Origin of the sequence: Gluconobacter sp. DsW_058, assembly GCF_002153615.1 — a bacterium.
Taxonomy (GTDB): Bacteria; Pseudomonadota; Alphaproteobacteria; order Acetobacterales; family Acetobacteraceae; genus Gluconobacter; species Gluconobacter cerinus.
On the sequence record NZ_JOPH01000038.1, the window covers coordinates 67,858 to 91,550 of the forward strand.

Below are 23,693 nucleotides of genomic sequence, written 5' to 3' on the forward strand. Positions count from 1 at the left end.
CGGGGTCGATCATTTCTCAAAACGGATTATCAGGACCTCCGGTGAAGTCACGCGGTCGCTCATCTGCTGTTTCCCTTTCTCTTGCCATTGGGGCAATGGCAGTCTGCTGTCATGCGCCCAAGGCCAAGGCAGATACGGCGCCTGTCGCCGGCGAAACTGCTGAACAGGCTGTTCCCTACAAGGTCACGATACAGCCAACGAAGAATGCTGATCTTGATGCCGCTGTAAATGCGTCCTCCCAGCTGCAATCGCTTCAGAATACGCATGCCGTCGGGCCCTATGCCCTCGCTGGCCGTATCCGGTCAGATTATGACCGTGTGGACACGGCACTGCAGTCTCAGGGGTATTATGCCGGAACGGTTACAATTCTTATCAAGGCGGGAGCACGAGAGTTAGACGGACGTGATCCGGCCGTGCCGGACGTGTTGAACACTCTTCCCCAAGACGCCAAAGTCACCATCACGATTTCCGTCAGCAAGGGGAACCAGTTCCGCCTTGGGAAAATTATCCTGACGACACCGCCACCGAAAGCAGAGCCTCAACCGGACGTTTCCGGCGCTTCGAAAACAGCGCCATCCCCCAAAGGAAGTGCGGCGCCGGTCTCGAGTAAAGCTCAGACTGCCGACAAAATGGGAGCGGTTGATACCTCCGGGCAGGCCGCGGGGCAGGGAGTGCCGGTCGAGCTTACATCTGATGAACAGAAAGCCTTTAAGCTCAAGGCAGGCCAGCCTGCGATTGCTTCGGACGTTCTGGCTGCCCAGGGCAACCTGCTGACCCAGTTGCAGGAAGAGGGGTACGCCGTCGCGGATGTCTCTACGCCGCTGGCCTATCTCCAGCCGCATGATGAGACCCTTGATATTGTCTTCCGTGTGGGGAAAGGGCCGAAGGTTGTCATCGGTCCAATCGGGATGGATGACCTCAAGCGTGTGCATCAGTCCTTTCTGCGGCGGCGTCTGACGATCCGGGAAGGGCAGCTTTACCAGCCCTCCAAGATTGAAGCTGCCCGTCAGGATCTGGCAGCAGTCGGCGTGTTCTCTTCCGTTCAGGTGCATAACGCGCCGCCCATCATCACACTTCCCGCAAGCCAGACGCTCATGCCTGGCGTTCTTCAGGCCATGCCGGTCAATTTCAGCTTCAAGGAAGCAAAAAGACGCACTGTTGCGGTGCAGGCCGGGTATTCGACAGATCTCGGTGGACGTGCCGGTGCAACCTGGACGCACCATAATCTGCTGGGCAATGCAGAGCAGCTCAAGCTCACAGCGCTCATTACGGGTCTTGGAGGGTCAGCCCAGCAGGGGCTGGGCTATGATGTCTACGCGGACTTCAGCAAACCGGACTTCCTGCATAAGAACCAAAACCTGAGTCTGCGTGTCGAAGCTATTCGTCAGCTTCTGTACTCCTATCATCAGACCGCCTTCCTCATCCGTGGTGGCATCGGACGTCGTCTCGGCAAGTTCTGGTATGTGTCCGGCGGCCTGATGGGCATGCAGGAGCAGATCCAGCAGTTCGGCGATACACGGAGCTACTTCATCGTATCGGCGCCTCTCAGTGCGGCCTACGATAGCACTCAGCTGGAAAATCCGATTGATCCGGCCACGCATGGTGTTCGGGCCTCTCTGTCTGCCACACCTTCTGTGTCGCTGGAGAACGGAACATCGTTCTTCACACTACTGTCCGCGCAGGTCTCCACTTATTTCGATCTGGCCAAGATCGGCCTGACGAAGCCGGGCAAGAGCGTTATCGCAGTTCGTGGAACTGTTGGGTCTGTGCAGGGCGCTTCGACGTATCAGATCCCGCCAGATCAACGGCTCTATGCGGGTGGACCGGCGACAGTACGTGGCTTCCGATATCAGGGTGTAGGCCCGCAATATGGTCACACGAAATATGCGATCGGTGGCACCTCTCTGGATGCTGGGACAGTTGAGTTCAGGCAGAGACTGCCCATGAACCTCGGTCTGGCAGGGTTCGTGGACGCTGGACAGGTCGGCACAGGTTCCCGCCCCGGACAGGGAACACTTCGCGTGGGTTATGGCGGAGGGGTGCGCTATTTCACTCCTATCGGGCCAATTCGTGTCGATGTCGCGCTGCCGATGAACAGACCGGCCTACGGCGACAAATGGGAACTGTATATTGGTCTTGGAGAGACATTCTGATGCGCGCCCGCAGGATTATTCTCTGGATCGTCTCTCTCGTTATTGGCGTTCCGCTCGGGCTGGTTGTTCTGGCGCTGGTTGTCGTTCTTGTCGGGATCAACATCGGTCCAGGCCAACGCCTGATTGAACAGAAGGTCAGTCCACTCACAGGTGGAATGGTGCAGATCTCCGGTCTGTCCGGTGCGCTTCCGCAGCATTTGAAGCTTGCCCGGCTAGCAGTAAAGGACAGCAAGGGCGTCTGGCTCGAACTGGATAATTTTGAACTGCGCTGGTCGCCCCTGTCCCTTGTGGGCATGGATGCGCACGTCAAGGTTCTGAGCGCTGAGCGCCTCGCTCTTTTGCGTAAACCGATTTCTGACACAACGGCAGAGACGACTGAAACCCAAGCCAGTTCCAGCCCATCAAAGCTGAATATTCAGGTTGATCTGGATGTCCTGAAAGTCAGTCGGATCGAAATTGGTCCTGATTTCACGGGCAAGGCAACGCTATTCAGCCTGAACGGTCACGCTCATATTGCGTCTATCGCGCCATTCCTGAATGGCGTGACGATGCAGACATTGCCCAAGATGGACATTGCCCTGCAACTGGCCCGTCTGGATGAGTCCGGGGGACTTACGCTTTCAGCCCAGACGCCGAAAGATCGTTTGGCTCTCGCCGTTACCTTCAAGGAAGGTGTCAACGGCTTTGCAACCACACTCGGACAGCTTCCGCAGCTTGATCCTGTGGACATGCATCTGAACCTTGCAGGCCCCCGCACGGCGGCGGCCCTTGATTTCGGCCTGAGTGCTGGACCGATTACGGCATCTTCTACAGGGCAGATCAATCTCTACGCCAACATCGCAAACCTGCACGTCAAGGCCAATGCCCCTGCGATGACATTGAAGCCTGGCATTGGCTGGAATGCGATTGCCCTGAACACGGATCTGCACGGTCCGCTCAAGGCTCCTGCCGGACAGGGGCTGCTGGATATTGATGCTCTGACTGCTGGCGGCGCATCCATCGGCCATCTGCACGCGACGTTCGATGGCACGGAAACCGCAAAGCCAGAAGATACCGTTGCACATCTGCAAGCAGCTCTGGATGGTCTGCGGATTCCGGGAAGTCGGCCAACACTTCTGGCTTCGGCGCCTCTGACCTTGGATGTGACGGCTCATCCTCTGGCAGCGACACTTCCGGTTGTCGCCAGGATTGACCATCCTTTGATGCACGTCGCGGCCAATGTTGATGTCAAGCCAGCGGCGAAGGGGCATGTGACACTGGCGCTGCCAGATCTGCATCCTCTTGCAGCGATCGGAAGTACGGATCTGAGTGGTAGCGCGGCCCTTGCTGCTGACTTCGCCATGCCAGTGACTGCTCATGATGATCTGACACTTGAGAGCTCAGGCACGATCTCTGTTACGGGTGGCCAGCCACAGGCTCTCCATCTGATTGGCAAGGATGGTCATCTTGCGCTTCAGCTCAGCAAGTCACCCGCCAATGTTCTGACGGTGAAGAGTTTTGGTCTGGACGGTCAGGCGCTTCATTTACTGGTGTCTGCCGTTGTCGATCTGGCGCATGGCAACACGATGCAAACCAAAGCAACGGTTGCTCTTCCTGATCTGCGGCAGGCCAGCCCAGCACTTCTGGGCAACATGACCCTGACGGCAACGGCCGATGGCCCTACCGATGATCTGGCTGTCAAAGCAGGGCTTGAGGGTGAGTTCGGCACCAAGGATGTCGCCAAGGGCCCCGTCGCGCTGGATGCTGATTTCCAGCATTTGCCCGGCCGGCCGCAAGGTACATTGACTGCACATGGAACATTGGATCATGCCCCGCTGGCGCTGGATACAGATGTTCAGAAAACGGATGACGGTGCTTTCCATCTCGATCTGAACAAATTGAGCTGGAACAGCCTGACGGGGCAGGGGAAACTCCGCCTTCCAAATGGCGCCAAAGTGCCGCTGGGCGATCTGGACGTCAGCATCAAAAATCTTTCGGATTTCCAGCGACTGATTGGGCAGGCCATCAAAGGTCACCTGGCGCTGGCCATCCATACGACTGAACCACAGGGCGCGCCGCCGCAGGTCAAGCTGGGGCTGGACGGTGCACTCGCCATGGCTCAGGCCAGTGTGCAGGCTCTCAATCTAAAAGGAACGATTTCCAACCCGATTGATGATCCTACTCCAGATCTGACGCTGGATCTAACGGGTGTCCGCTCTCAGGACATCACCGGCAAGGCTCATGCCACAGTCAAAGGTCCTCAGTCCGCCATGGCGGTGACCCTGAATGGTGCCTTTCAGAACGTCATGGGTTCTCCGGCCAACGTGGATGCGGCGGTTCTGCTCAACCTGCCCAAAAAGACGGTGCGCGTGGACCGTCTGACGGCCATGGCCAAGGAAGAGTATATCCGGCTGGGTGGCCCTGCGAATGTCTCTTTCGGAGATATCATGGGGGTTGATCATCTGCGGGCGACATTGGCTCCGCAGGGTGTTGCGCCTGCAACGATTGATATTGCCGGGTCCATCAAACCTCGTCTGGCTCTGACGGCGACAGTTGACCGACTGACGCCTGCCATAGCCAAGCCTTTTGCCCCCGAACTTGCTGCAAGTGGTGTCATTTCTGCGAAGGCCAATCTGGCGGGAACGATTGACGCTCCTACCGGGACTGTCGCGCTGACGGCGCATGGCTTGAAAATGCAGACAGGCCCCGCAGCATCACTGCCAGCAGCTGAAATTCTGGCCAATATCGGTCTGGCCGGAAAGACGGCCAAAGTTGATGTGACGCTTGGAGCGGGGCCGAAAGTTGCCTTGGCTGTTCGGGGAACAGCGCCTCTTTCCAAGGAAGGAGCAATTGCACTGGCGACAACAGGTCATGTCGATCTTTCTGTTGCCAATGGCGTGCTCGGTGCGAGTGGAATGGCGACGAAAGGGCAGGTTGGCATCAATCTGAACGTCGCCGGGACGGCTAGCCAGCCACGGGCGACGGGGCGTGTAGAGCTCCAGAACGTTTCATTTGACCACTATGCACAGGGTGTTCGTCTGACGGATATCAATGGTGCCGTTGTCGCTTCGGGCGATAGCCTTACGCTGGAGCATGTTCTGGCTCACGCCGGGCCGGGAACGATCGCACTTGATGGAACGGTTGGGATTTTCCGTCCCGGTCTTCCGGTGGACATCAAGGTTATTTCCGACAAGGCCCGCCCTGTCTCAAGTGATCTTGTAACAGCCGTCATCAACACGGACCTACACATCCACGGTCAGGCCACGACGCGTGTGGATGTGGATGGGAAGATTGTTCTACCAAGCGTGACGGTCAATATTCCAAACTCGATGCCAGCATCGGTCGCGCAGCTTGACGTAGTCCGGCCGGGGCAGAAAGCGCCTGACAATACCAGCAGCCTCATCATCGGGCTGGGGATTGATGTAATTTCGCCGGGACAGTTTGTGGTCCAGGGGCATGGTCTGGATGCGGAAATGCAGGGCCGCTTGCATGTGCGCGGCACGAGTAGCGCCCCGTCCATTACAGGGGGTTTCGATCTCAAGCGGGGCAACTTTAATCTGGCCGGAATTAACCTGAACTTCACGCATGGTCGCGTCGCGTTCAACGGAACAGGCGTTAATCACAAGCTGGACCCGACACTGGATTTCCGCGCGGACCGTAATGCAAAGGGAACGCTCGCGAGCCTTCTTGTCACGGGTTATGCCAGTGCGCCGAAGATCGACTTCTCGTCTGTACCGACTCAGCCTCGCGATGAAGTCATGGCCATTCTGCTGTTCGGAACGGATGCCCATTCACTTTCCACAACGCAGCTTGCAGAGCTTGCTGCCGCCGTCGCACAGCTTGCCGGCGGGTCATCATTCGATCCACTTGGGAAGGTGCGGAATGCCCTTGGCCTGGACCGACTGGCTGTCGGTGGTGGCGGTGGCGTTGATAATGGTGGGACCAGCGTTGAAGCGGGCAAATACGTTATGAAGGGCGTGTATGTCGGCGCAAAACAGGCCACCTCTGGCTCCGGTACGCAGGCTCAGGTCCAGATTGATCTGACCAAGCGGCTGAAGCTCAATACGACAGTCGGGACGGGCGGCCAGGTGACAGGCTTTACCACGCCAGAGAACGATCCCGGCTCAAGTGTGGGTCTGTCTTACGGATTTGATTACTGAGCCTGAACGGCGTCTTCCAGAAGGACCTTTACGCGGGTCACGACGTCCGACCATTCCCGGAAACGAGTCTGGCGGACGATCCGCATCTGTGGATACCACGGACTGTCTTCGCGCTCGTGGAGCCAACGCCAGCAGTTGTTGAAGCGGTCCATCATGATGACCGGTTTGCCTAACGCTCCAGCCAGATGAACCATGGACGTATCCACGGAGATGATCAGATCAAGGCAGGACACCAGGGCGGCTGTGTCGTCCATGTCCAGACACTGGGGCATGAAGTCCACCAGCGGGGCCGGGAAATCCAGGCATTGAAGCGCTGCGTCATCTTTCTGCAGGGAGTAGAACGTAACGCCTTCTACATCCGCGAGGGGTGCCAGCGCCGCAAGAGGCATTGACCGCTGACGGTCCACCATCTGCGCGCCAGTGTTTTCCGGGCGTGCGCCGCCGGCCCAGACCAGACCAACACGCAGATTACGATCAGCCTTCAGGGATTTCTTCCACTGAGACGCCTTGCCAGGGTCAGCCGTCAGATAAGGCACGGGAGCGCCCATGGCGTCAGGTGTGGCCGAGAATGCGCGGGGAAGACTGATGAAGGGGCAGTGATAGTCAAAAGCAGGGGCCTCGCCGCCATGCTGAACAACGGCTACCCCTTCAACGCGACGGCACAGATCTGCCAGTGTTGAAGATCCCCAGATGTGCACAACTGCACCTGTTCGTGCCAGCGCAGGGATGTACCGAAGATACATCAACGTATCACCCAGTCCTTCCTCTTGCGTGACGAGCACGCGCTTGCCCTGAAGATTGAGAGTCGGGGAAATGTTGGGCAGGAGGGTGTCTTTGGGCAGGTTAGTGTGCCCGGGGACGCCAAAGCGCCATTCATGTTCTGTCCATCCTTGCGCCATTCGACCGCTCTTGAGCATGGCAATGGAATGGTTCAGTCGCAGCGCTGGTTCGTATGGAGCGAGCGGGATGGTCTCTCGATAGACGTTAGCTGATTCTTCCAGCCTGCCGATGTTGTTCAGGATAGCAGCTGTATTGCAGCCGATCTTCCAATCTTCCGGATGCTGGCGGCGCAGGTCATCCATAATGGATAACGCTTCGTCAAACCGGCCCTGTTCCGTTAGGTTCATGACGAGAAGGTTAAGGGTATTTTTATCGTTAGGGCGTCTTTGCAGGCTCTCGCGGAAGGCGACATCGGCTTCATCGAAGCGCCCCATATGCATCAGAATTGTGCCGTAGGCATCCAGAAGACGTGTGTCTTGCGGGGAGAGGCGACGGCATTCCTTGATAAGCAGGAGCAGATCAGCCCGGCGCCGAAGGGAGGCTGCTTCCTCAATGAGGGCGGTGATGGCATGGCCGCCGAAAGGCTTGCTCGCTGCTTCAAGTTCTATCGCAGCCTGCGCGTACTGAGCGGAACGGAAAAAAGCACGGCCCTTCGCCAGATGAACGGCGTCACTCGGGGGGAGTGGTCGCAGAATGTCCAGTGCCTGTTTCGGATTGCCTGCCTGTATGGCGTTTTCAGCGCGGGTGAGGGCCCCACCGTCCGTCGTAGAAGTACTTTGGCTAGCCGTCACAGTGTTATCCTGAAACAGGGTCAGCCATCTCCCGAAGTGCTTTCAGAATGGCTGCAAGCGAATAAGGCTTGGAGATAAAGCGGGCCAGAGCCGGATTGTCAGAGGCTTCATCCCGTCGAAGGTCCCCGTGACCACTAATGTAAATCACGGGGAGATCAGGCCATTTTTCTCTGGCCTGATGGCTGAGGTTCATGCCGTCGCCATCAGGAAGAGACATATCTGCCACGAGAGCATCAAGGCTGCGTTCAGCGGAAATACAGGCAATGGCTTCCGCGCAGTTACTGGCTTCCCTCACTGTAATCCCACTGTCTTGCAGAAACTCCACAAGACAGGTCCGGATCAGAAAATCATCTTCAATGATGAGAACAGTGAGGGAAGATGTCATAAATTACGAGGACCAGTTCTTTTCAAAGTCACCATACAACGTCAGGCCGCCATCAACAAAGAGGGTTTGACCCGTGATGTAGGTGCTGTCTTCGGCGGCCAGGAATGTGACGGCATCCGCGATCTCACGTCCTTCACCCGGGCGCTTCATCGGAATGTGGTCAGCCACGTTCTTGTACTGCTCTGGATCGTTGATCCAGGACATGTTGATCGGCGTCACGATTGCGCCAGGCGCGACTGCATTCACGCGGATGCCACGGCTTGCATATTCCAGAGCCAGCGTGCGGACGATGTTGCCCACGGCGCCTTTGGAGGCGGAATAACCAAGATAATGAGGCTTCGGGATGATCTGGTGCACAGAGGAGTTCACGATGATCGCGCCCTGAATGCCGTTTTCGAGCCAGTACTTGATGGCCTCGCGGCAGGGTAGCATCACGCCCGTCACATTGACGGCCATCACGCCTTCAAAGTCTTCGAGCTTGATGTCTTCAGACGGGGAAGGGATCTGATAGCCTGCATTGCAAACCAGCACATCCAGTCCACCCATGGCCTCAATGCTTTCGCGCATCAGGCGGCGGACGTCTTCTTCTTTGGAGATGTCACCCGTGGCGATCGGGTGCTCACCGCCAGAAACCTTTGGAAGCTTGTCGCGGACAGCAATCAGCTTGTCTTCCTTGCGGCCATTCAGCGCAACCTGAGCGCCTTCTTCTGCAAAGCGTAAGGCTGTTGCCTCACCAATACCTTGGGACGCACCCGTAACGAGTACTTTCTTGCCGGCGAAACGATTGCTGTAAGGGGCGGGCATAGGTCCTCACCTCTCCTTGAACGTCAGTGATTTAAAGATGGGATAGGGCATCCGGGAGCGGCCTTCCGTGTCGCCAACGCGGAAACGGCCTGAAGGATGCTTTTCAAACTGTGATGTTTTCGTAATTACGCGAAAACATCACAGAATTCTGGAAGGCTCAGGCGGCCTTCATGGTCTTGGTCAGGCTCTCGAGGACCGTTGCAGGGTCCGTATTTTCGAGAACGGCAACTTCCGCAACAAAGCGCTCCTGTGCAGCTTCGAACAGCTTACGCTCGGAGAAGCTGCCATCAAGGCTGTCGACGTTACGACGCAGATCACGAAGAACTTCAGCAATCTGGATCAGATCACCGGAGTTGATCTTTTCCTGATAGGCGACAGCACGACGGGCCCACATGCCTTTGCTGACATGCGGCTTGCCCTTGATGACCGTCATCGCCTTGTCCACGATATCCCGCGTCACGATCTTGCGGAGGCCAGCCTTACGGGCCTTCGCAAGCGGAATGCGGAGCATCATTTGGTTGCCGGGGAACGAGATCTGGATCATCTCGATCATGGTATCGGCCACTTCGACCATACCAATCTTTTCCACGCGGCCTACGCCATGGGCGGCATAGACGATGGAGTCACCTTCGCTGAACGGGTCAGTGCCGTGTTCAGGGTCGGTTTGACGGGCGGTGTACTTGGCTGCGGCACGAGCCATTTCGTCGGTCATGCCGCCCTTCGGGGGGGTCTTGAAGGTGTTCATAGCCACAGATGATACCAGAAAAACCCCCTCCTGTCCTGCACTATCATGTCCAATCAGGGCTGAACGCCGTGCTTGGACTGAATGACGCCTGGAGCAGGCTCGCCAATCGGCTGAAGCAGGTCACGCTCGATTGTCCGCGCCATCGTGTGCATTGGGAGGGCATGAACGCTGGCAATAAACGGTTCCTGCAGGTCACGGCCACTGCGATCCAGCATCTGGAACAGAAGCCCGATGACACTGGAACCAAGCGGGGTAATCCACCCAAGGGTCTGCACGGCAGAAAGCGGCAGAATGATACAGAAAAGATGCGTTGCGATTTCGGGAATGACCGAATACTGCACCGGAAGCGGCGTATTGCGGATACGCTCAAGACCGCCCTGCGCATTGGCGATGTCGGACAGGATGCGGTCCACGGTGCCATGGACGGCGCCGTCAATATTCTTGAGAGCCACTTCCTGCTGTACACCAAGGCCAATTTGGTAAAGCAGGGCGTTGGCCGTGTTGGAGCAGGCGAAGACTTTTTCACGGATGTCGGACGGAAGAAGGCGATCTACTTCCTCGCCCGTCTTGTCGCCACGCAGAGCTGCGCGCAGGACATGCGGGTAGGCTGCCATCAATCTGGCCAGGTCAGGCCGCCCGCCGAGCAGGGATGCAGCCTCACGGCCAAACGACCGGCAGTTGTTCGTGATGGAGCCCCAGAGGGTTCGTCCTTCCCACCATCGGGCATAGGCCGCGTTGTTGCGCATGCCCAGGAAAATGGCCAGTGCGGAGCCCATGAGAGAGATTGGCAGCGCTGGCTGGTCCATCCACTCCTGATGATAGATCTGAAAGAGAATGACGACCACGAGGTCCCAGAGCGCCAGAATCAGAAGAGGTGGCAAGGACTCTCTGAAAAGAATGGCTAGCCCGTGTTGGCGATTGACGATCAAGCCTGTGCTCCTTGCCTGAAAACGGTATGGCCGGTGAAACTAACCGTGAAAAGTGTGACCGGCCAACACCAAAAGATGTCCACTCTCTTGCACTCTTTTGCCACTCGAACCGGAAAAGAAACCTTTCGAGCGTCAAGTGTCAGGGCAGGAAAAGAGTGTAAAGCGTAACGCGGCTCTTGCGTCCCGTTTCCCTCATGAGACACTTTGTACACAATATATCAGGGAGCCAGTTCAGATGGATGTCATCGCCGCGATTGCCTTTGAGGCCGGAAAGCCTCTTGAAATTGACACCGTGCAGCTTGAAGGCCCGAAAACGGGTGAAGTTCTGGTTGAGATCAAGGCGACTGGTCTGTGTCACACGGACAAGTACACGCTCTCCGGGCAGGACCCTGAAGGCCTCTTTCCGGCTATTCTCGGGCATGAGGGCGCGGGCATCGTTCGGGAAGTGGGGCCAGGCGTCAAACATCTGAAGCCGGGCGACCACGTCATACCGCTTTACACGCCGGAATGCCGTGAGTGCCCGTCCTGCCTGTCTCGCAAGACCAATCTGTGTACGTCCATCCGCTCCACGCAGGGCAAGGGCGTTATGCCGGATGGGACATCCCGGTTTTCATACAAGGGTCAGTCCATCCATCACTATATGGGGTGCTCGACCTTCGCGAATTTTACGGTTCTCCCGGAAATTTCCCTTGCGAAAATTCGTCCTGACGCGCCGTTCGACAAGGTCTGCTACATTGGTTGCGGTGTCACGACTGGCCTCGGGGCAGTCATGTTCACGGCCAAGGTGGAGCCGGGATCGACTGTCGCCGTGTTTGGGCTTGGCGGGATTGGCCTGAATGTCATTCAGGGCGCCAAGATGGTCGGGGCGACACGCATCATCGGTATTGACGTCAATCCGGCCCGGGAGCAGATGGCCCGCGAGTTCGGCATGACGGACTTCGTCAATCCAAAGGACCTGGGCCCGAACGGTGATCTGGTGGGGCATCTGGTTGAGATGACCGGCGGCGGCGCAGACTACACGTTCGAATGTGTGGGGAATGTCACCCTTATGCGGCAGGCTCTGGAAAGTGCTCATCGTGGCTGGGGTGTGTCTTGCGTGATCGGCGTGGCCGGGGCAGGGCAGGAAATCAGCACGCGCCCATTCCAGCTTGTGACGGGTCGCCGCTGGATCGGTTCAGCCTTCGGTGGGGCGAGAGGCCGCACGGATGTTCCCAAGATTGTGGACTGGTACATGGATGGACGGATCGACATTGATTCCCTCATCACCCACAAACTCAAGCTCTCCGAAATCAATCACGGTTTTGACCTCATGACGCGCGGCGAGAGCATCCGCAGCGTGGTGGAGTATTGAGCATGGCTGATGTTGAGACGCTGGGGCAGCATGCCTGTTGTGGCGGGTCTGTCCGTTTTCTGAGGCATCAGTCGGCTGAACTGTGCGTACCTGCAACTTTTGGGATTTTTCTGCCCAAAGAGGCTCTGGCAGGCGAAAAGGTTCCGGTTATCCATGTTCTCGGCGGTTTGACCTGTACGCATGAGACTTTTCTCATCAAGTCCAATGCCGTTCGTTTCGCTGCGGAACACGGCATTGCGCTTGTGGCGCCTGATACGTCTCCGCGGAACACCGGAACAGCCGGTGAAGATGATGAATATGACTTAGGAACCGGGGCTGGGTTCTACGTAGATGCGACGCACGCGCCATGGAGTGCCCATTACCAGATGGAGAGCTACATCCAGAAGGAGCTTCCCGCTCTGACCGAAAGCCTGTTTCCGCTGGATGGAAATCGACGCGGGATCCTGGGCCACTCCATGGGCGGCATGGGAGCTCTCAATCAAGCTCTAAACCATCCGGAATTCTGGAAAACAGTCTCGGCCCTCGCGCCCATCTGTCATCCCAGCGTTATTCCCTGGGGGCGAAAAGCCTTTGATGCCTATTTCGGTGGAGACCCTGCGAAGTGGAAGGAATGTGATCCCACGCTTTTGCTGCGGAGCGGGCATAAGCATCCGACTTCAATTCTTGTGGATCAGGGGCTTCAGGATCAGTATCTCGCTGACCTTCGTCCGGACGCCCTTGTTGAAGCGGCAAAAGAATGTGGGCAAGCGCTGAACATGCGCCGGCATGACGACAGTGACCATTCCTACTGGTTTATCCAGACCGTCATTGCTGATCATCTGAGCCATCACGCCAAAGGACTGAAGGCATGAGACGTCTTGTAGTTGCCGCCCTGCTTGTTCTGGGGGGCTGCGTGTCGTCGCAGGCTCCTGTTGGGCCAGCCTTGACCCCCGTCACGCATGCGGATTTCAGCCACGATACACTGGCCCTAACCTGGCAGCCCGGCTTTTGTGCAACGGGCGGAGGATGCCTCACGGGGCAACCGCATAACCATCTGATCGGGCTACACGGGCTATGGGCATCCGAGCCGCATGCCCTGGAAGCGCAGGCAGTGCCAGTGCAGCAATGGTGGATGAAGGGGTGCGATATTTATGACCATGACGACGCGCCGCCAAAGCTTCAGCCTGCCACTGAGAATGCGCTGGCAAGCGTTGTGCCACACCTCAAGCACCCGCTGCATGTGCATGAATATACCAAGCATGCCCGTTGTTTCGGATATGACGCTGACAAGTTCTTCGTCACGTCTATGATCCTGCGGGATCGTTTTGCGTCTTCAGCCTATGGGCAGTGGCTCGCACAGCATAGCGGCTTTCAGGTGAAGAAAGACGATCTGCTGTCGATGTTCGTGCAACTCACGGGCGTTCGGGAGGAAAGAGCGCTGCAGTTTCAGTGTGAAGCGGACCACGAGGGGCGGGTTGTCCTGACGCAGTTCTGGTTCACTCTGGACCCGAAGAAGCTTTCAGTCTTCCCGGGGAATGGCGCTTATCTCTCATCTCCGCAGGTGCAGGACAATTGCCCGGCAACGTTCATGATGCCGGGTTGGCCGCTGCCGGGAGCGGCGGTGCCAGTTAACGTCAGTCAGTGACCGTATAGTTCTTTGGTGCTGATTTCGGGCTGTGTGGTGTCGCGCAGCCCGTCTGGTGTAACGCCATGATAAAAACAGCTGCGACGCCCGGTGTGGCAAGCGACGCCAGTCTGATCCACAATCATCAGGACGGCATCCATGTCACAGTCCAGTCGGGCTTCAATAAGATGCTGCTGCTGGCCTGACGTTTCACCTTTGCGCCAGAGAGACTGTCGGCTCCTGGACCAGTAACATACACGTCCCGTCAAAAGTGTTTCCCGCAGAGCATCCGCATTCATCCATGCAAGCATGAGAATGACGCCTTTCGTGTCCTGCGCGATGGCGGAAATCAGGCCGTTGGCATCGAATTTCGTCTGGCTGACGATGTCATCGACGATGGCGGGGGCAGGCGGGGTATAGGTCACGAACGCATCTCCAGAGGGAACCAGTCAGGCCACACAACGGAGACTGGTTTGCCCTCAAAAGCAAGGTCTGGCGACAGCCACGCTTCACGCCGGAGAAGGGCCAGAGCGTGCGATCCATGACGTGAGCGCAATTCACCGACCTCTTTGTCACCCATCGTGAGAATGCCGCCTGTTTCCGGAAAAGTACCGTCTTTCACCGTGACTGGCAGGATGCGGCGGCGGAGAAGACCACGATAATGGGTGCGGGCGGTCAACTCCTGCCCCATGTAGCAGCCTTTCTTCCATGACACGCCGTGCAGCAGGTCCAGATTGGCTTCCAGCGCGAGTGTTTTTTCGCTCTCGAAGTCGTCCGTGTCGGGAAGGCCAAGAGAGAGACGTCGGTCCAGCCAGTCATGGCCCTGTGTGGTTTCGACAGGTGGCTGGGAGACAATCGCTCGCCACCCTGCATTCTCGCAGCGTGGGTCGGGCGCGGAGCTGAGCGCTTCAGGTGGTATCGTCTCAGTGGCACCAACAATGACATGCAGTGCTGTCAATTCAATTTTGACGTCTGCGCGCAAACGAAAGCGTGACAGCTTTTTGACCAGCATTTCTGCATGCTCGGACGGACAGTCCATCAGAATGCGATCGCCATCGCTGAAGAGAAAAAACTCGCTTAGCCATCTGCCCTGTGGCGTCAGAAGGGCGCTCCAGACCGCGTTACCAGGTGAGAGGGACTGAACGTCATTCGTGATCAGCCCTTGCAGGAACGACGCTCTGTCAGCGCCTGAAAAAGTCAGAACAGAGCGGTGGGGGAGCAGTTCAATCATGGGAGGCACCGGGGCATGCGTGAATGAAAGGCGGGGCAGTATGATATGCTGCCGACTGAAGGCGAATAAAAGAGGACTTGTACGATACGGATTAAGCTGTCTCTTTGTACAGAGCAAGAATTGACGAAAGTTTATTGGAAGCAGGCAAAAAACCTGCTGGTTCGAGCGTTCGTTCAGTATCGTATGGGTTGCGGTAGATTAATCGGCAGGAGATATTGGCATGTCAAAGCCTGTCAGAAATACCATCAGACTATCCGTGCTTCCGGAGTAACACGCCCTTGTCAGCTGCCGAGATTGTTGATCCGACACGTAGCCCAGCCAGTAGCCGGCAAAAGGTTCTGCAGTTTCTTGGGCCTATTGTTGGTGTGCTGCTGGTCATTGCCGCCATTATTGCGATCAGTCTGCACAACTATCGGACCACCCGTCAGGGCGCGATTGCGCTTTCCTCGGACCTGCTGCGCAGCCAGCAGAAGTATGTGACGGAAGAGGTCCGGAATTATCTGTCTCCGGCATCTGATAGCGCCAGCATTGCCCCAGACATGTTTGGTTCACCGCTGACGGATACGTCACCAGACTCGTTCATGCTCTATGGCCGTTCCATGCTGGCTCATACGCCCCAGGTGGACAGCTTTTATCTGGCGAGTGATCAGGGCCAGTTCTGGATGGTGACACGACACGGCAAGGACTACGAGCAGACCCATTTTCAGGTCGAGAATGGTCATGAGGTCTATCGGCACACATACGTGGACCAGAATGGCACATATCTGGGCACGGCGTTTGATCCGGCTGACAAATATGATGTCACGGCGCGCCCATGGTTTCAGGGCGCCATCAAAAGGATTGGACGGGGAGACGGAGCGCTCTACTGGACCAACCCTTACGCATATTTAGCGGCTCGCGAGTTTACCATCACCGCTTCCATTGCCTTCCCGATGAAGGATGGGCACCACGCCGTTTTTGCTACCAATATTTCCCTGAACCGGCTGACGTCTTTTCTTAACGAGCTTCAGGTTGGCCGCAGCGGTCGAGCTGTGATCGTGGACATGAAGGGGCAGATCATCGCCGGGCATAATATGGGCGAGGATGGGGCGGAGCCGTCTTTTGATCCCGCCCATATGCAACTTGATCCGAAGACGCAGCCTGTTTTCATTCGGGCTCTGAATACTTTCAGGGTCAAAGGACCTGGGCCGGGCCTCGTGACGGCGCGCAACAAGAATTACGTGACCATCGCCGCGACGCTTCCCTTCGTGCACAGGCGCTGGGTTTTGTTGCTGAATGCGCCAGAAAACGATTTCTCGGACTTTGCAGTTACGGCGCGTCGTCAGAACCTCTGGTTTTCGGCACTGGTCGTCGGGCTGGCCTCTTTGCTGGCGCTCGGGTTGATCATACAGGGGCGGCGTATCGAACGCCTGCGCAAACGGCTTGAAATTGGTCGTGAGCAGATGCGTGCGGAAAATGCCTCTTTGTATGAAATTGCCAGTACCCCGGATCTGTTTGAAGCGTCGCATGATGTCCCGATCCTGACCGAAGCTCTGGCAGCACGGACCGGCTCCCGTCGGGCCAGCCTCTGGCGATTGCTGCCGGACGGAGAACGTCTGCTGTGCGAGGACGCTTTTGATCCCGTGCGGGATGTTCACAGTACGGGCATCGAGATTACGAGACGCGAGCACAGCAAGCTTTTCGATGCTTTGATGGAAGGGCATTCCCTTTTCATTGAAGATGCGCGTCAGGATGAGCGCAGTCAGAATTTCCAGCGCATCATCATGCGATCCGTCGAGGCCAAGTCGCTCGTCTTTCATCCGGTTATGCGTGGGCATCAGGCTGTTGGTGTTATTGTTTTGGAAGACCCCTCCAGAGCAGATGCGATGGAGCATATTGTCGCGATTGTTTCGTCTGTCGTGGCACTACGGTTTTCCCAGGCTCTGGATCAGGGCGACCAGCAGGCTGGGGCGCGTCCGAGCGTGTTGCATGAGCTGAAAGACACGCGTTACGATGAGGGATTCCTCCTGCCACCAGGTTCGGGTGTTCAGGACGGCGTGGTGCCAAGCGGGATTTACCCGCAGGTGCCGGTCATGGTGATTTCCTTTGCTGATCCTTATGCAATGGATAGCCACAGCGCCGAACGCGCCATGAAAGTTGTCTCGTCGCTCAGCGAGGATATTCAACGCATTGCCCGGGAAACAGGACTGTTCTCTGTTCAGGTGGTGAGTAACCGTCTGGTGCTGGTTGGCGGATGTTCGCAGGAGCCCGATCCGGGTGCCGTGCTGCGTCTGGCGGATGCTGCGGTGTCCATCCGTGAAGCCTGCCTGTCACTGCTGGCGTCCGTAGATATTGATCCGGTCTTCCGCGTGGGCATTGATGTTGGCCCTGTTATGGCGGCGATGCTCGGCAAGGAGCCGTCCGTCTTTAATCTGTGGGGCGAGGCTATCAATGTGGCTGAGCTTCTGGCCGCCAGCGCGCCGGATGCGGGGACAATTCAGGTTTCGGAACAGGCCTATCTTCAGCTTCGGGAGCATTTCCTCTTCAGAGCCCGGGGCATGTTCTATCTGCCAAACAGCGGCGTGACCCGCAGCTTCATTCTGGCAGGGCGGCGATGAAAACCCGCTTCGATCGTATTCCGCGCGTGCAGAATGCTCTGGGCACCCTGGGGCATTTTACCCGGACCCAAATGCGGTTCACCCTGATGGTGATTGGTGCTTCCTGGGGCGTTATTCGTGTTGGTCTGTCACCGACGTCATGGCGCCGGACTGTGCGGATCGAATTCTGGCACTCCCTTCAGCAGGCCACAGGCGGCGGTCTTCTGAGTGTGTTGGTGACGGCCGCTCTCACAGGGTTTGGGATTGTGGCGCAGGCCGTTTACTGGCTGGGTTTTGCCGGGATGGCCCAGATGACGGGCTCGATCCTGTCCACTGTGATGGTGCGGGAGATTGCTCCGGTGCTGGTTGGCGTCATTCTTCTGGGGCGTTCCGGGATGTTGATGCTGACGGAACTGGGAACCCTGACGACGGGTGGTCAGATGCGCGTTCTGACGGGCATGGGGATTGACCCGTTCGTGGCGTTTCTGCTTCCGCGAAGTCTCGCCATGACCATCAGTGGGTTCACGCTAGGCATCATCTTCAGTTTGACGGCATTGCTGGTCGGTTATGCGGTGTGCCGTGTTGAAGGTGTCATCACCATGCCGGTCTGGGCGTTTCTGGATCAGGTGGTGAGCAGTATGCACCCGGTCGACTATTTCGCCATTCCCGCCAAATTCATTTTCAGTGGCTTTGCGGTCGGTGTGTGCTCGTGCCTGTCCGGGATGGATGCCACGACTGAAGACGATCTTTCGTCTCTGATGCCCCGAGGATTTGCGCGTGGCATTCTGTCCATCATGACGATTAACGTCGTCCTCAGCGTCTGGCTCGGTTGATATGGCCGACGAAAAGACAGTCCCACCCGCTGAACTGAACATCCTCGATCCTATTCTGGAGTTGCTGGATGCTCGTCCACGCTTTGATGGCAGTGGTTTGGCCTCTGTCCGTTATAATTTGCGGCTAAATCCGGGGGACTGCGCCCTGATTGAATGTCGCGATATGCAACAGGCCAGCCTCTTTGCCGATATGTGTGTCGGGCTGGTAGATCTGGATGACGGAATTGCCCGCTGTATGGGGCTTGAATGGTCTGATCTGGATGAACGCCGGGCTGCGGCCTTGCGGGGGCGGATCGGGCGGATGGTGGCTAATGGCGGGTGGATCGACCTGTATGGCACCCACATGAACATTCTCTGGCCACAACTGCATCATACTCGGGTGCCCGAGGAACGGTTGATGCAACAGGCTGTGCAACTGGGGATGCAGTTTGGTCTGCCTGGCCTGCCAGTCGTTTCTCCGGGCAAACTGTCTCCTCTGGATCGTTGCCGCGCTGACTGCGTGCGTGCGTTTCTGGGGGAGCCTGCACTTCTTCTGCTGGAAAATCCGATGGGAAGTGCCAACCCTCCGCTCATGAACGCCTTTCTGTCCGCTCTGACGGATGCGCGTGACCGGGGGTGTGCTGTTGTCTGGCTTGCCCCGAATGACAGCGGCTGGGGGGCATATGAAGCGGATGCGACCATTCGCCTTCGACTGTATGATGATGGACTGTTTTCGATGCGAGGGTCTTGATGTTTCGCGTACGCCGCCCTGACACTGCCCGCCCGCTTTTCCAGAACCGCTATGCGGATGAGTGGGTGGGATTGCTGGTCCTTGTGACCATCGTCCTCTTTGCTGTGGCTGTGGCAGAAGCCGGCTTTCTCAAGCAGTGGCTGACACCCGAAAAGAAGATCCACTTTGTCCTGCCGGAAACTGGCGTGGCCGGGCTGGCTATTGGTGACGACATTGAGATCATGGGCGTGCATGCCGGTGAAATTCGCCATCTGGATTTGAACAGCACTGGCCGCATGTATGCCGAGGGCTATATCGAGCCACAGTTTGTGCCCTTCATCCGTCAGGATAGTGCTGCGGTGATCCGGCATCGTTTCGTGGTGGCAGGTGCCAGCTATATCGAGTTAGGTCGTGGACGTGGGGAAGACATGGACTGGGGCTATGCCGTGCTGAACGCAACGGTAGAGGCAAACCCGGCAGACGTGATCACCCAGACGGTTACGGACCTGAGAAACAAACTCGTCCCTGCCATGGATAGCGTTCAGGCCATTACCAGGCAGGTCAACGACATGCTGACGGACATGCGGGCTGGCAAGGGCACGGTTGGGGGGCTTCTTTCAAAGGACGATACCCTTCAGAAAGCCAATCAGGCCTTGGAAAATCTTACAGAAGTTATTGCCCGCCTTCAGCCGATCGAAAAGCAGCTTGGGGGTGTCATGACGAAAGCTGATGGCACGATGGACAATGCCAAATCGGCCACGGACACCCTTCGCAAGAGCATGCCGCAGGTGCAGGAAACGATTACCCATACCAGCGCCGCAACGGCCCAGCTTCCTGCGCTCATCACGCAGGCGGAAGCGAGTGCCAATAGCCTCCGCAAGCTGACAGATCAGCTCAGGGGCCTATGGTTGCTGGGTGGTACAGCGCAGAAAGCGCCCAGTCATCGTCTGCCAGCGGAGGCTGTCCGTCCATGAAGCGTATGATTCTGCTGTGTCTTGCCATGGCAAGTTGCTCGTCTGTGACGAAGGGGCCTGATCCGGATCAGGCTTATGAAAACGCCATGGACACCGGGCGGAGCGCTTTTGAGCTTGGACATCCAGACCAGTCCGAAAGTCAGTACCGTGCGGCGATGGACCGTGCGCTTATCCGGGATGATGCTGCCCAGATTCATGATGCGGGCTTCAATCTTGCGACGGCCCTGCTGGAAGAAAACAAGCCTGCCGATGCTTTGACAGCGCTCGATCGCACCGGAAAAGCCCTGAAGCTGCGTCAGTACAGTCAGACCAGCGATCTGGAACTTGTCAGAAGTGCAGCGCTCTATCGGCAGCATGACCTGACGGGTTCTGAGGCATCCGCGCTCGTGGCGCTTCAGTCGCCTGATGTGGGCATTCGCAATCGTGCAGCTTATCTGGCTGGTCTGGGGGCTTCGGATCAGGGTGATACAGCGCAGTTGACCCGCATGGAAGCGTTGTTGGCTCCCTCAAAAGAGCCGGCTGCCATGCTGGATCATCAGGATCTGGCGGCCCGTCTGGCACTCCTGAATCATGCGCCAGCACTTGCGCTGGAACAGGCCATGTCCCTGACACAGAAGAGACGGGATGCGCAGGACTATGAGGGAATGCGACGTGCTCTGCTTGTCGCGGCTCAAGCTGCTGAAGCACAGGGTGACACGAACACCGCCGCCGCTTTACGGCAGCAGGAACTCTCAAGCCGAAGCGTGCAGCAGACTGGCCATGTGGAGAAAGCCTCCATCACGGTCTCTGCCGTGAGTGCGCCTGCAGCAGCCATTCGCTGATCAAGGAAAAACTTTTTCCGTCATTGCCAGAGCCGCCCCTCTCATTCGATAGTAACGAAATCGGAACGAGAGGGAGAGAAGATGAGGCCTACATCCAGGCGAATGGTTCTTGGGTCTGGAGTGGCCTTGCTCGCTCTGAGGCTGACGCACAGGAGTCAGGCGCGGCCTTATCGTCTTCCGTCAGCCGCTGTGATGGCTGCGGATCGGTTGCGCCCTCAATATCATCTGATTGCTCCTTATGGGTGGATGAACGATCCCTGCGGCCCGGTCTGGGTCAATGGGCGCTATCACATGTTCTATCAGTGGGGGCCGGACAAAGCTGCGTTTGGAAACATTCACTGGGGCCATGCGACCAGTCATGATCTCGTTCACTGGCATCACGAACCCGTTGCGATGAGCCCTGTCCCCGGGGGACCAGATGCCCTCGGAGTTTTCAGTGGTTGCGTTGTGATCGTTGAAGATCAGGCGATCGCTTTTTACACTGGGATTGAGCCATCCGTGCAGTGCACGGCGACATCTGATCTTCAGATGATGCAATGGAAGCAGAACCCCGTCCCGGTTCTGTCTGATCCTCCGCCGGGACTGCATGTTGATGGATTTCGCGATCCGCTCGTCTGGAAAGATCACGACGGGTGGCACATGCTGCTCGGCGCCCACGTTCGGCAATCCGAGTTTGGTCCGGGTGGCGTCATTCTGAAATACGATAACGAGAATCTAAAAGACTGGACCTATCGCACTCTTTTCTATGGCCCCACGCATCAGGCTGGCGCTTACGACGATGCCATGGAATGTCCGGACTTTTTTGCGCTCGGCGATACCTGGGTTCTGATCTACTCGCTGGGCAGCACTGTTTATTATGCTTCAGGCATTTACAGCGAAGGCGCATTTCATCCGCGCATTATTCAGCCGCTTGGATATGGGGCGCTCTATGCCGGACGGACCATGTTGGATGAGCACGGGCGGCGCGTTCTTTGGGGCTGGGTGCCTGAGAAGCCTGAGCGCAGTCATGGGGCCATGGAAGCGGGCTGGAGTGGTGTCATGTCTTTACCGCGGGTTCTTACGGCTGACGGTGATGCCGCTCTGCGTCTTGCACCCCATCCCAATCTGGCTGCGTTGGAAGGCCCGCATTTCCGCCAGCTCACGCCCTCGTCCTGGGCCGCTCCCGATGGGCCGAACGGCCGAATGCTTCTGACCTTTATCGGAACCGAGGCCGGACGCCTGACATTTGGAGGGGAGGGGACATTTCTGGAGCTTGATTACGATCCATACCGACCCGGAAAAGAATTGATGGCCAATGGAGATTCCGCCCCCTTGCCATTGGCCGCCCGCAATATGCTGGATATTTTCGTAGATGGTTCGGTCGTGGAAATTTTTACCTCTTCAGGTGTCTGTCTCACGACCCGGGCTTATGGAAATACGAATGTGGCCTTCAAGTTGTCTGTGGAAGGAACATTCCGTGAGGCCGTTGTCTCTGCCCGCGCGATGAGTCCCATTTCTCCAGACCGCCTGACCAGTAGCCCGGTCTGAACATTCAGGCCGAGGCTCTTGCTTCCACTTCGATCAGGGCCAGACCTTCAGCGACAGAGACGAATTCTGATCCGCCATCGACGCGGCTTTCACCAAAGCGTTCCGTGAACAACTTCCGAACAGCCGGAACGAAAGACGTGCCGCCGGTGAGGAAGACATGATCAATATCGTCAATGCCGAGGCCTGTAACGTTCAGGGCATCGTCAATGGCTGCTGCGAGTTTTTCCAGGTCGGGTTTGATCCAGCTTTCGAAATCTGCACGCGTGATCGTCTGCTCGATTTTCAGGTCCCGGTGGCTGAACTTCAGGAGCGTGCTGTCGTGCCGTGAGAGATCGCTTTTGGCCTGACCAATCGCCCGATACAGGTTCTGGCCTTCCTGATCTTCGATCAGACGCAGAAGATTTCGCAGCTTCTGCGGGTCGGAGGCTGTTTTTGCGACGTCTGCAATGCTGCGAAGAGTTTGAGGGGTTCGCATCAGGGACAGGCGATGCCAGCGCCCGAGGCTCGCATACCATTCAATAGGGACGGGAAGAGGCTGCCCGCCCATCACCCGATATGTCGTGTCCCGACCAAGCGCGGGTGCGACGACATTGTCGATAATACGGAAGTCAAACTGGTCTCCCGCGATCCCGACACCGGAATGACCCAGCGTGACGGTGCGCGGTGTGCCATGGGGGTCAAAGCGCATGACAGAGAAATCGCTTGTGCCGCCGCCGAAGTCTCCTACCAGCACGGTTGCTGGTGCATCCAGTCGCTGCATGAAGCGCCAGCCAGCCCCTTCGGGCTCAAGCACGACGTTCGGCTCAGCGAAACCTGCCTCGACAAAGCTGTCCTTCAGGCGCTTCACACCCAGATCGTCATCGGCCAGTTCACCAGCAAAGCGCACCGGCCTGCCGATTGTTGTGCTGACCTGCTCTGGTGTAATGCCAGCTTTGTCCATCAGGGAGCGCAGGAACCGGGCGATCAGGTTCTGAAGCGTCATTGTCGAGGCAAAAACACGTGTTTCGCGGAATGAGCCCTGAGCCAGATAGGTTTTCATGGACATGATGAGGCGGCTTTCTGCCGGATCATCCAGATAGGCTTCGATGGCATCAAGCCCGATAGCGTCCTGAAGAACGCGTCGATTGCCCTCCTGATCCATCCAGAGACAGAGCAGGGTGCGGCAGGTTTCGGAAGACGGGCTGTCAATGAAGTTGAAGATGGCAGGCTGCGTGTTGCCCTGTTCATCTGCGATGACGACGACACTATTGGTCGTTCCAAAGTCGATGCCGACGCGAATTTTTGGCGCTTTAAGAGGTTGCGTCGTCATTTTGGCTGGTCCCGTCCCGAATTCGCGAAGGGC

General features: G+C 57.3%; 19 protein-coding genes. 11 read left to right on the forward strand and 8 right to left on the reverse strand.

Going from position 1 to position 23,693, the window contains the following annotated elements:
- Positions 1-41 precede the first annotated feature (41 nt).
- A complete protein-coding gene (locus HK24_RS08285) occupies positions 42-2,153 on the forward strand; it encodes an autotransporter assembly complex family protein (protein ID WP_086634079.1) in 2,112 nt (703 codons plus the stop codon).
- Positions 2,153-6,292, forward strand: a complete 4,140-nt coding sequence (locus HK24_RS08290) for a translocation/assembly module TamB domain-containing protein (RefSeq protein ID WP_086634080.1) — start codon at positions 2,153-2,155, stop codon at positions 6,290-6,292. Before HK24_RS08285 ends, HK24_RS08290 begins: the two co-directional genes overlap by 1 nt.
- Here HK24_RS08290 and HK24_RS08295 read toward each other — a convergent pair.
- The 5 genes from HK24_RS08295 to HK24_RS08315 all read right to left on the reverse strand — a co-directional run bounded on the left by HK24_RS08295 (position 6,286) and on the right by HK24_RS08315 (position 10,726).
- The gene (locus tag HK24_RS08295; RefSeq protein WP_086634081.1) at positions 6,286-7,863 is read right to left on the reverse strand and encodes a tetratricopeptide repeat protein; all 1,578 of its coding nucleotides are present in this window, start codon (positions 7,861-7,863) and stop codon (positions 6,286-6,288) included. The two genes, HK24_RS08290 and HK24_RS08295, sit on opposite strands and share 7 nt — an antisense overlap.
- 4 nt (positions 7,864-7,867) lie before the next feature.
- A complete protein-coding gene (locus HK24_RS08300) occupies positions 7,868-8,248 on the reverse strand; it encodes a response regulator (RefSeq protein ID WP_086634082.1) in 381 nt (126 codons plus the stop codon).
- Positions 8,249-8,251: 3 nt separating this feature from the next.
- Positions 8,252-9,052, reverse strand: a complete 801-nt coding sequence (locus tag HK24_RS08305; RefSeq protein WP_064274068.1) for an SDR family NAD(P)-dependent oxidoreductase — start codon at positions 9,050-9,052, stop codon at positions 8,252-8,254.
- A 157-nt stretch (positions 9,053-9,209) separates the two neighbouring features.
- On the reverse strand, positions 9,210-9,797 hold the full coding sequence (locus HK24_RS08310; RefSeq protein ID WP_046899564.1) for a CarD family transcriptional regulator: 588 nt from the start codon (positions 9,795-9,797) through the stop codon (positions 9,210-9,212).
- Positions 9,798-9,850: 53 nt separating this feature from the next.
- Positions 9,851-10,726 carry a bestrophin family protein gene (locus HK24_RS08315; RefSeq protein ID WP_086634083.1) on the reverse strand — a complete coding sequence of 292 codons (876 nt, stop codon included), beginning with the start codon at positions 10,724-10,726 and terminating at the stop codon, positions 9,851-9,853.
- A gap of 235 nt (positions 10,727-10,961) precedes the next feature.
- Between HK24_RS08315 and HK24_RS08320 the strand changes: the two genes are divergently transcribed.
- From HK24_RS08320 to HK24_RS08330, 3 genes are read left to right on the forward strand one after another with little or no spacing between them, the layout of a single operon-like run.
- Positions 10,962-12,077, forward strand: coding sequence for an S-(hydroxymethyl)glutathione dehydrogenase/class III alcohol dehydrogenase (locus HK24_RS08320; RefSeq protein WP_086634084.1), 1,116 nt, complete (start codon positions 10,962-10,964; stop codon positions 12,075-12,077).
- 2 nt (positions 12,078-12,079) lie between these two features.
- Complete coding sequence (fghA, locus tag HK24_RS08325; protein WP_086634085.1) at positions 12,080-12,928, forward strand: S-formylglutathione hydrolase; 849 nt, start codon at positions 12,080-12,082, stop codon at positions 12,926-12,928.
- Positions 12,925-13,701, forward strand: coding sequence for a ribonuclease T2 family protein (locus tag HK24_RS08330; RefSeq protein WP_086634086.1), 777 nt, complete (start codon positions 12,925-12,927; stop codon positions 13,699-13,701). The genes fghA and HK24_RS08330 overlap by 4 nt, the downstream gene beginning before the upstream one ends.
- Here HK24_RS08330 and hisI read toward each other — a convergent pair.
- Positions 13,695-14,105, reverse strand: a complete 411-nt coding sequence (hisI, locus tag HK24_RS08335; RefSeq protein ID WP_086634087.1) for a phosphoribosyl-AMP cyclohydrolase — start codon at positions 14,103-14,105, stop codon at positions 13,695-13,697. The genes HK24_RS08330 and hisI overlap by 7 nt on opposite strands.
- A complete protein-coding gene (locus HK24_RS08340; protein WP_086634088.1) occupies positions 14,102-14,911 on the reverse strand; it encodes a folate-binding protein YgfZ in 810 nt (269 codons plus the stop codon). The genes hisI and HK24_RS08340 overlap by 4 nt, the downstream gene beginning before the upstream one ends.
- 278 nt (positions 14,912-15,189) lie before the next feature.
- Between HK24_RS08340 and HK24_RS08345 the strand changes: the two genes are divergently transcribed.
- From HK24_RS08345 to HK24_RS08370, 6 genes are all read left to right on the forward strand, one after another.
- On the forward strand, positions 15,190-17,508 hold the full coding sequence (locus tag HK24_RS08345) for an adenylate/guanylate cyclase domain-containing protein (RefSeq protein ID WP_086634089.1): 2,319 nt from the start codon (positions 15,190-15,192) through the stop codon (positions 17,506-17,508).
- Entirely contained in the window at positions 17,505-18,320 is an 816-nt protein-coding gene (locus HK24_RS08350; RefSeq protein ID WP_046899556.1) for an ABC transporter permease, read from the forward strand. Before HK24_RS08345 ends, HK24_RS08350 begins: the two co-directional genes overlap by 4 nt.
- Position 18,321: 1 nt before the next feature.
- Complete coding sequence (locus HK24_RS08355) at positions 18,322-19,050, forward strand: hypothetical protein (RefSeq protein WP_064274077.1); 729 nt, start codon at positions 18,322-18,324, stop codon at positions 19,048-19,050.
- Positions 19,050-20,003: an MlaD family protein gene (locus tag HK24_RS08360; protein WP_086634090.1), complete on the forward strand. Its 954-nt coding sequence runs from the start codon at positions 19,050-19,052 to the stop codon at positions 20,001-20,003. Before HK24_RS08355 ends, HK24_RS08360 begins: the two co-directional genes overlap by 1 nt.
- Entirely contained in the window at positions 20,000-20,824 is an 825-nt protein-coding gene (locus HK24_RS08365) for a hypothetical protein (RefSeq protein ID WP_086634091.1), read from the forward strand. Before HK24_RS08360 ends, HK24_RS08365 begins: the two co-directional genes overlap by 4 nt.
- A gap of 81 nt (positions 20,825-20,905) precedes the next feature.
- Entirely contained in the window at positions 20,906-22,351 is a 1,446-nt protein-coding gene (locus HK24_RS08370) for a glycoside hydrolase family 32 protein (RefSeq protein ID WP_086634092.1), read from the forward strand.
- Positions 22,352-22,355: 4 nt separating this feature from the next.
- Here the strand turns inward: HK24_RS08370 and HK24_RS08375 are convergent, their stop codons facing one another.
- Complete coding sequence (locus HK24_RS08375) at positions 22,356-23,660, reverse strand: Hsp70 family protein (protein ID WP_086634093.1); 1,305 nt, start codon at positions 23,658-23,660, stop codon at positions 22,356-22,358.
- Positions 23,661-23,693 lie beyond the last annotated feature (33 nt).

What these genes read in the sequence shown, in the direction of transcription:
- HK24_RS08290 (WP_086634080.1), top strand. Translation starts at nt 2,153, where the DNA reads ATGCGCGCCCGCAGGATTATTCTCTGGATCGTCTCTCTCGTTATTGGC.
- HK24_RS08300 (WP_086634082.1), bottom strand. Translation starts at nt 8,248, where the DNA reads ATGACATCTTCCCTCACTGTTCTCATCATTGAAGATGATTTTCTGATC.
- HK24_RS08305 (WP_064274068.1), bottom strand. Translation starts at nt 9,052, where the DNA reads ATGCCCGCCCCTTACAGCAATCGTTTCGCCGGCAAGAAAGTACTCGTT.
- HK24_RS08310 (WP_046899564.1), bottom strand. Translation starts at nt 9,797, where the DNA reads ATGAACACCTTCAAGACCCCCCCGAAGGGCGGCATGACCGACGAAATG.
- HK24_RS08320 (WP_086634084.1), top strand. Translation starts at nt 10,962, where the DNA reads ATGGATGTCATCGCCGCGATTGCCTTTGAGGCCGGAAAGCCTCTTGAA.
- fghA (WP_086634085.1), top strand. Translation starts at nt 12,080, where the DNA reads ATGGCTGATGTTGAGACGCTGGGGCAGCATGCCTGTTGTGGCGGGTCT.
- HK24_RS08330 (WP_086634086.1), top strand. Translation starts at nt 12,925, where the DNA reads ATGAGACGTCTTGTAGTTGCCGCCCTGCTTGTTCTGGGGGGCTGCGTG.
- HK24_RS08340 (WP_086634088.1), bottom strand. Translation starts at nt 14,911, where the DNA reads ATGATTGAACTGCTCCCCCACCGCTCTGTTCTGACTTTTTCAGGCGCT.
- HK24_RS08350 (WP_046899556.1), top strand. Translation starts at nt 17,505, where the DNA reads ATGAAAACCCGCTTCGATCGTATTCCGCGCGTGCAGAATGCTCTGGGC.
- HK24_RS08355 (WP_064274077.1), top strand. Translation starts at nt 18,322, where the DNA reads ATGGCCGACGAAAAGACAGTCCCACCCGCTGAACTGAACATCCTCGAT.
- HK24_RS08360 (WP_086634090.1), top strand. Translation starts at nt 19,050, where the DNA reads ATGTTTCGCGTACGCCGCCCTGACACTGCCCGCCCGCTTTTCCAGAAC.
- HK24_RS08365 (WP_086634091.1), top strand. Translation starts at nt 20,000, where the DNA reads ATGAAGCGTATGATTCTGCTGTGTCTTGCCATGGCAAGTTGCTCGTCT.
- HK24_RS08370 (WP_086634092.1), top strand. Translation starts at nt 20,906, where the DNA reads ATGAGGCCTACATCCAGGCGAATGGTTCTTGGGTCTGGAGTGGCCTTG.
- HK24_RS08375 (WP_086634093.1), bottom strand. Translation starts at nt 23,660, where the DNA reads ATGACGACGCAACCTCTTAAAGCGCCAAAAATTCGCGTCGGCATCGAC.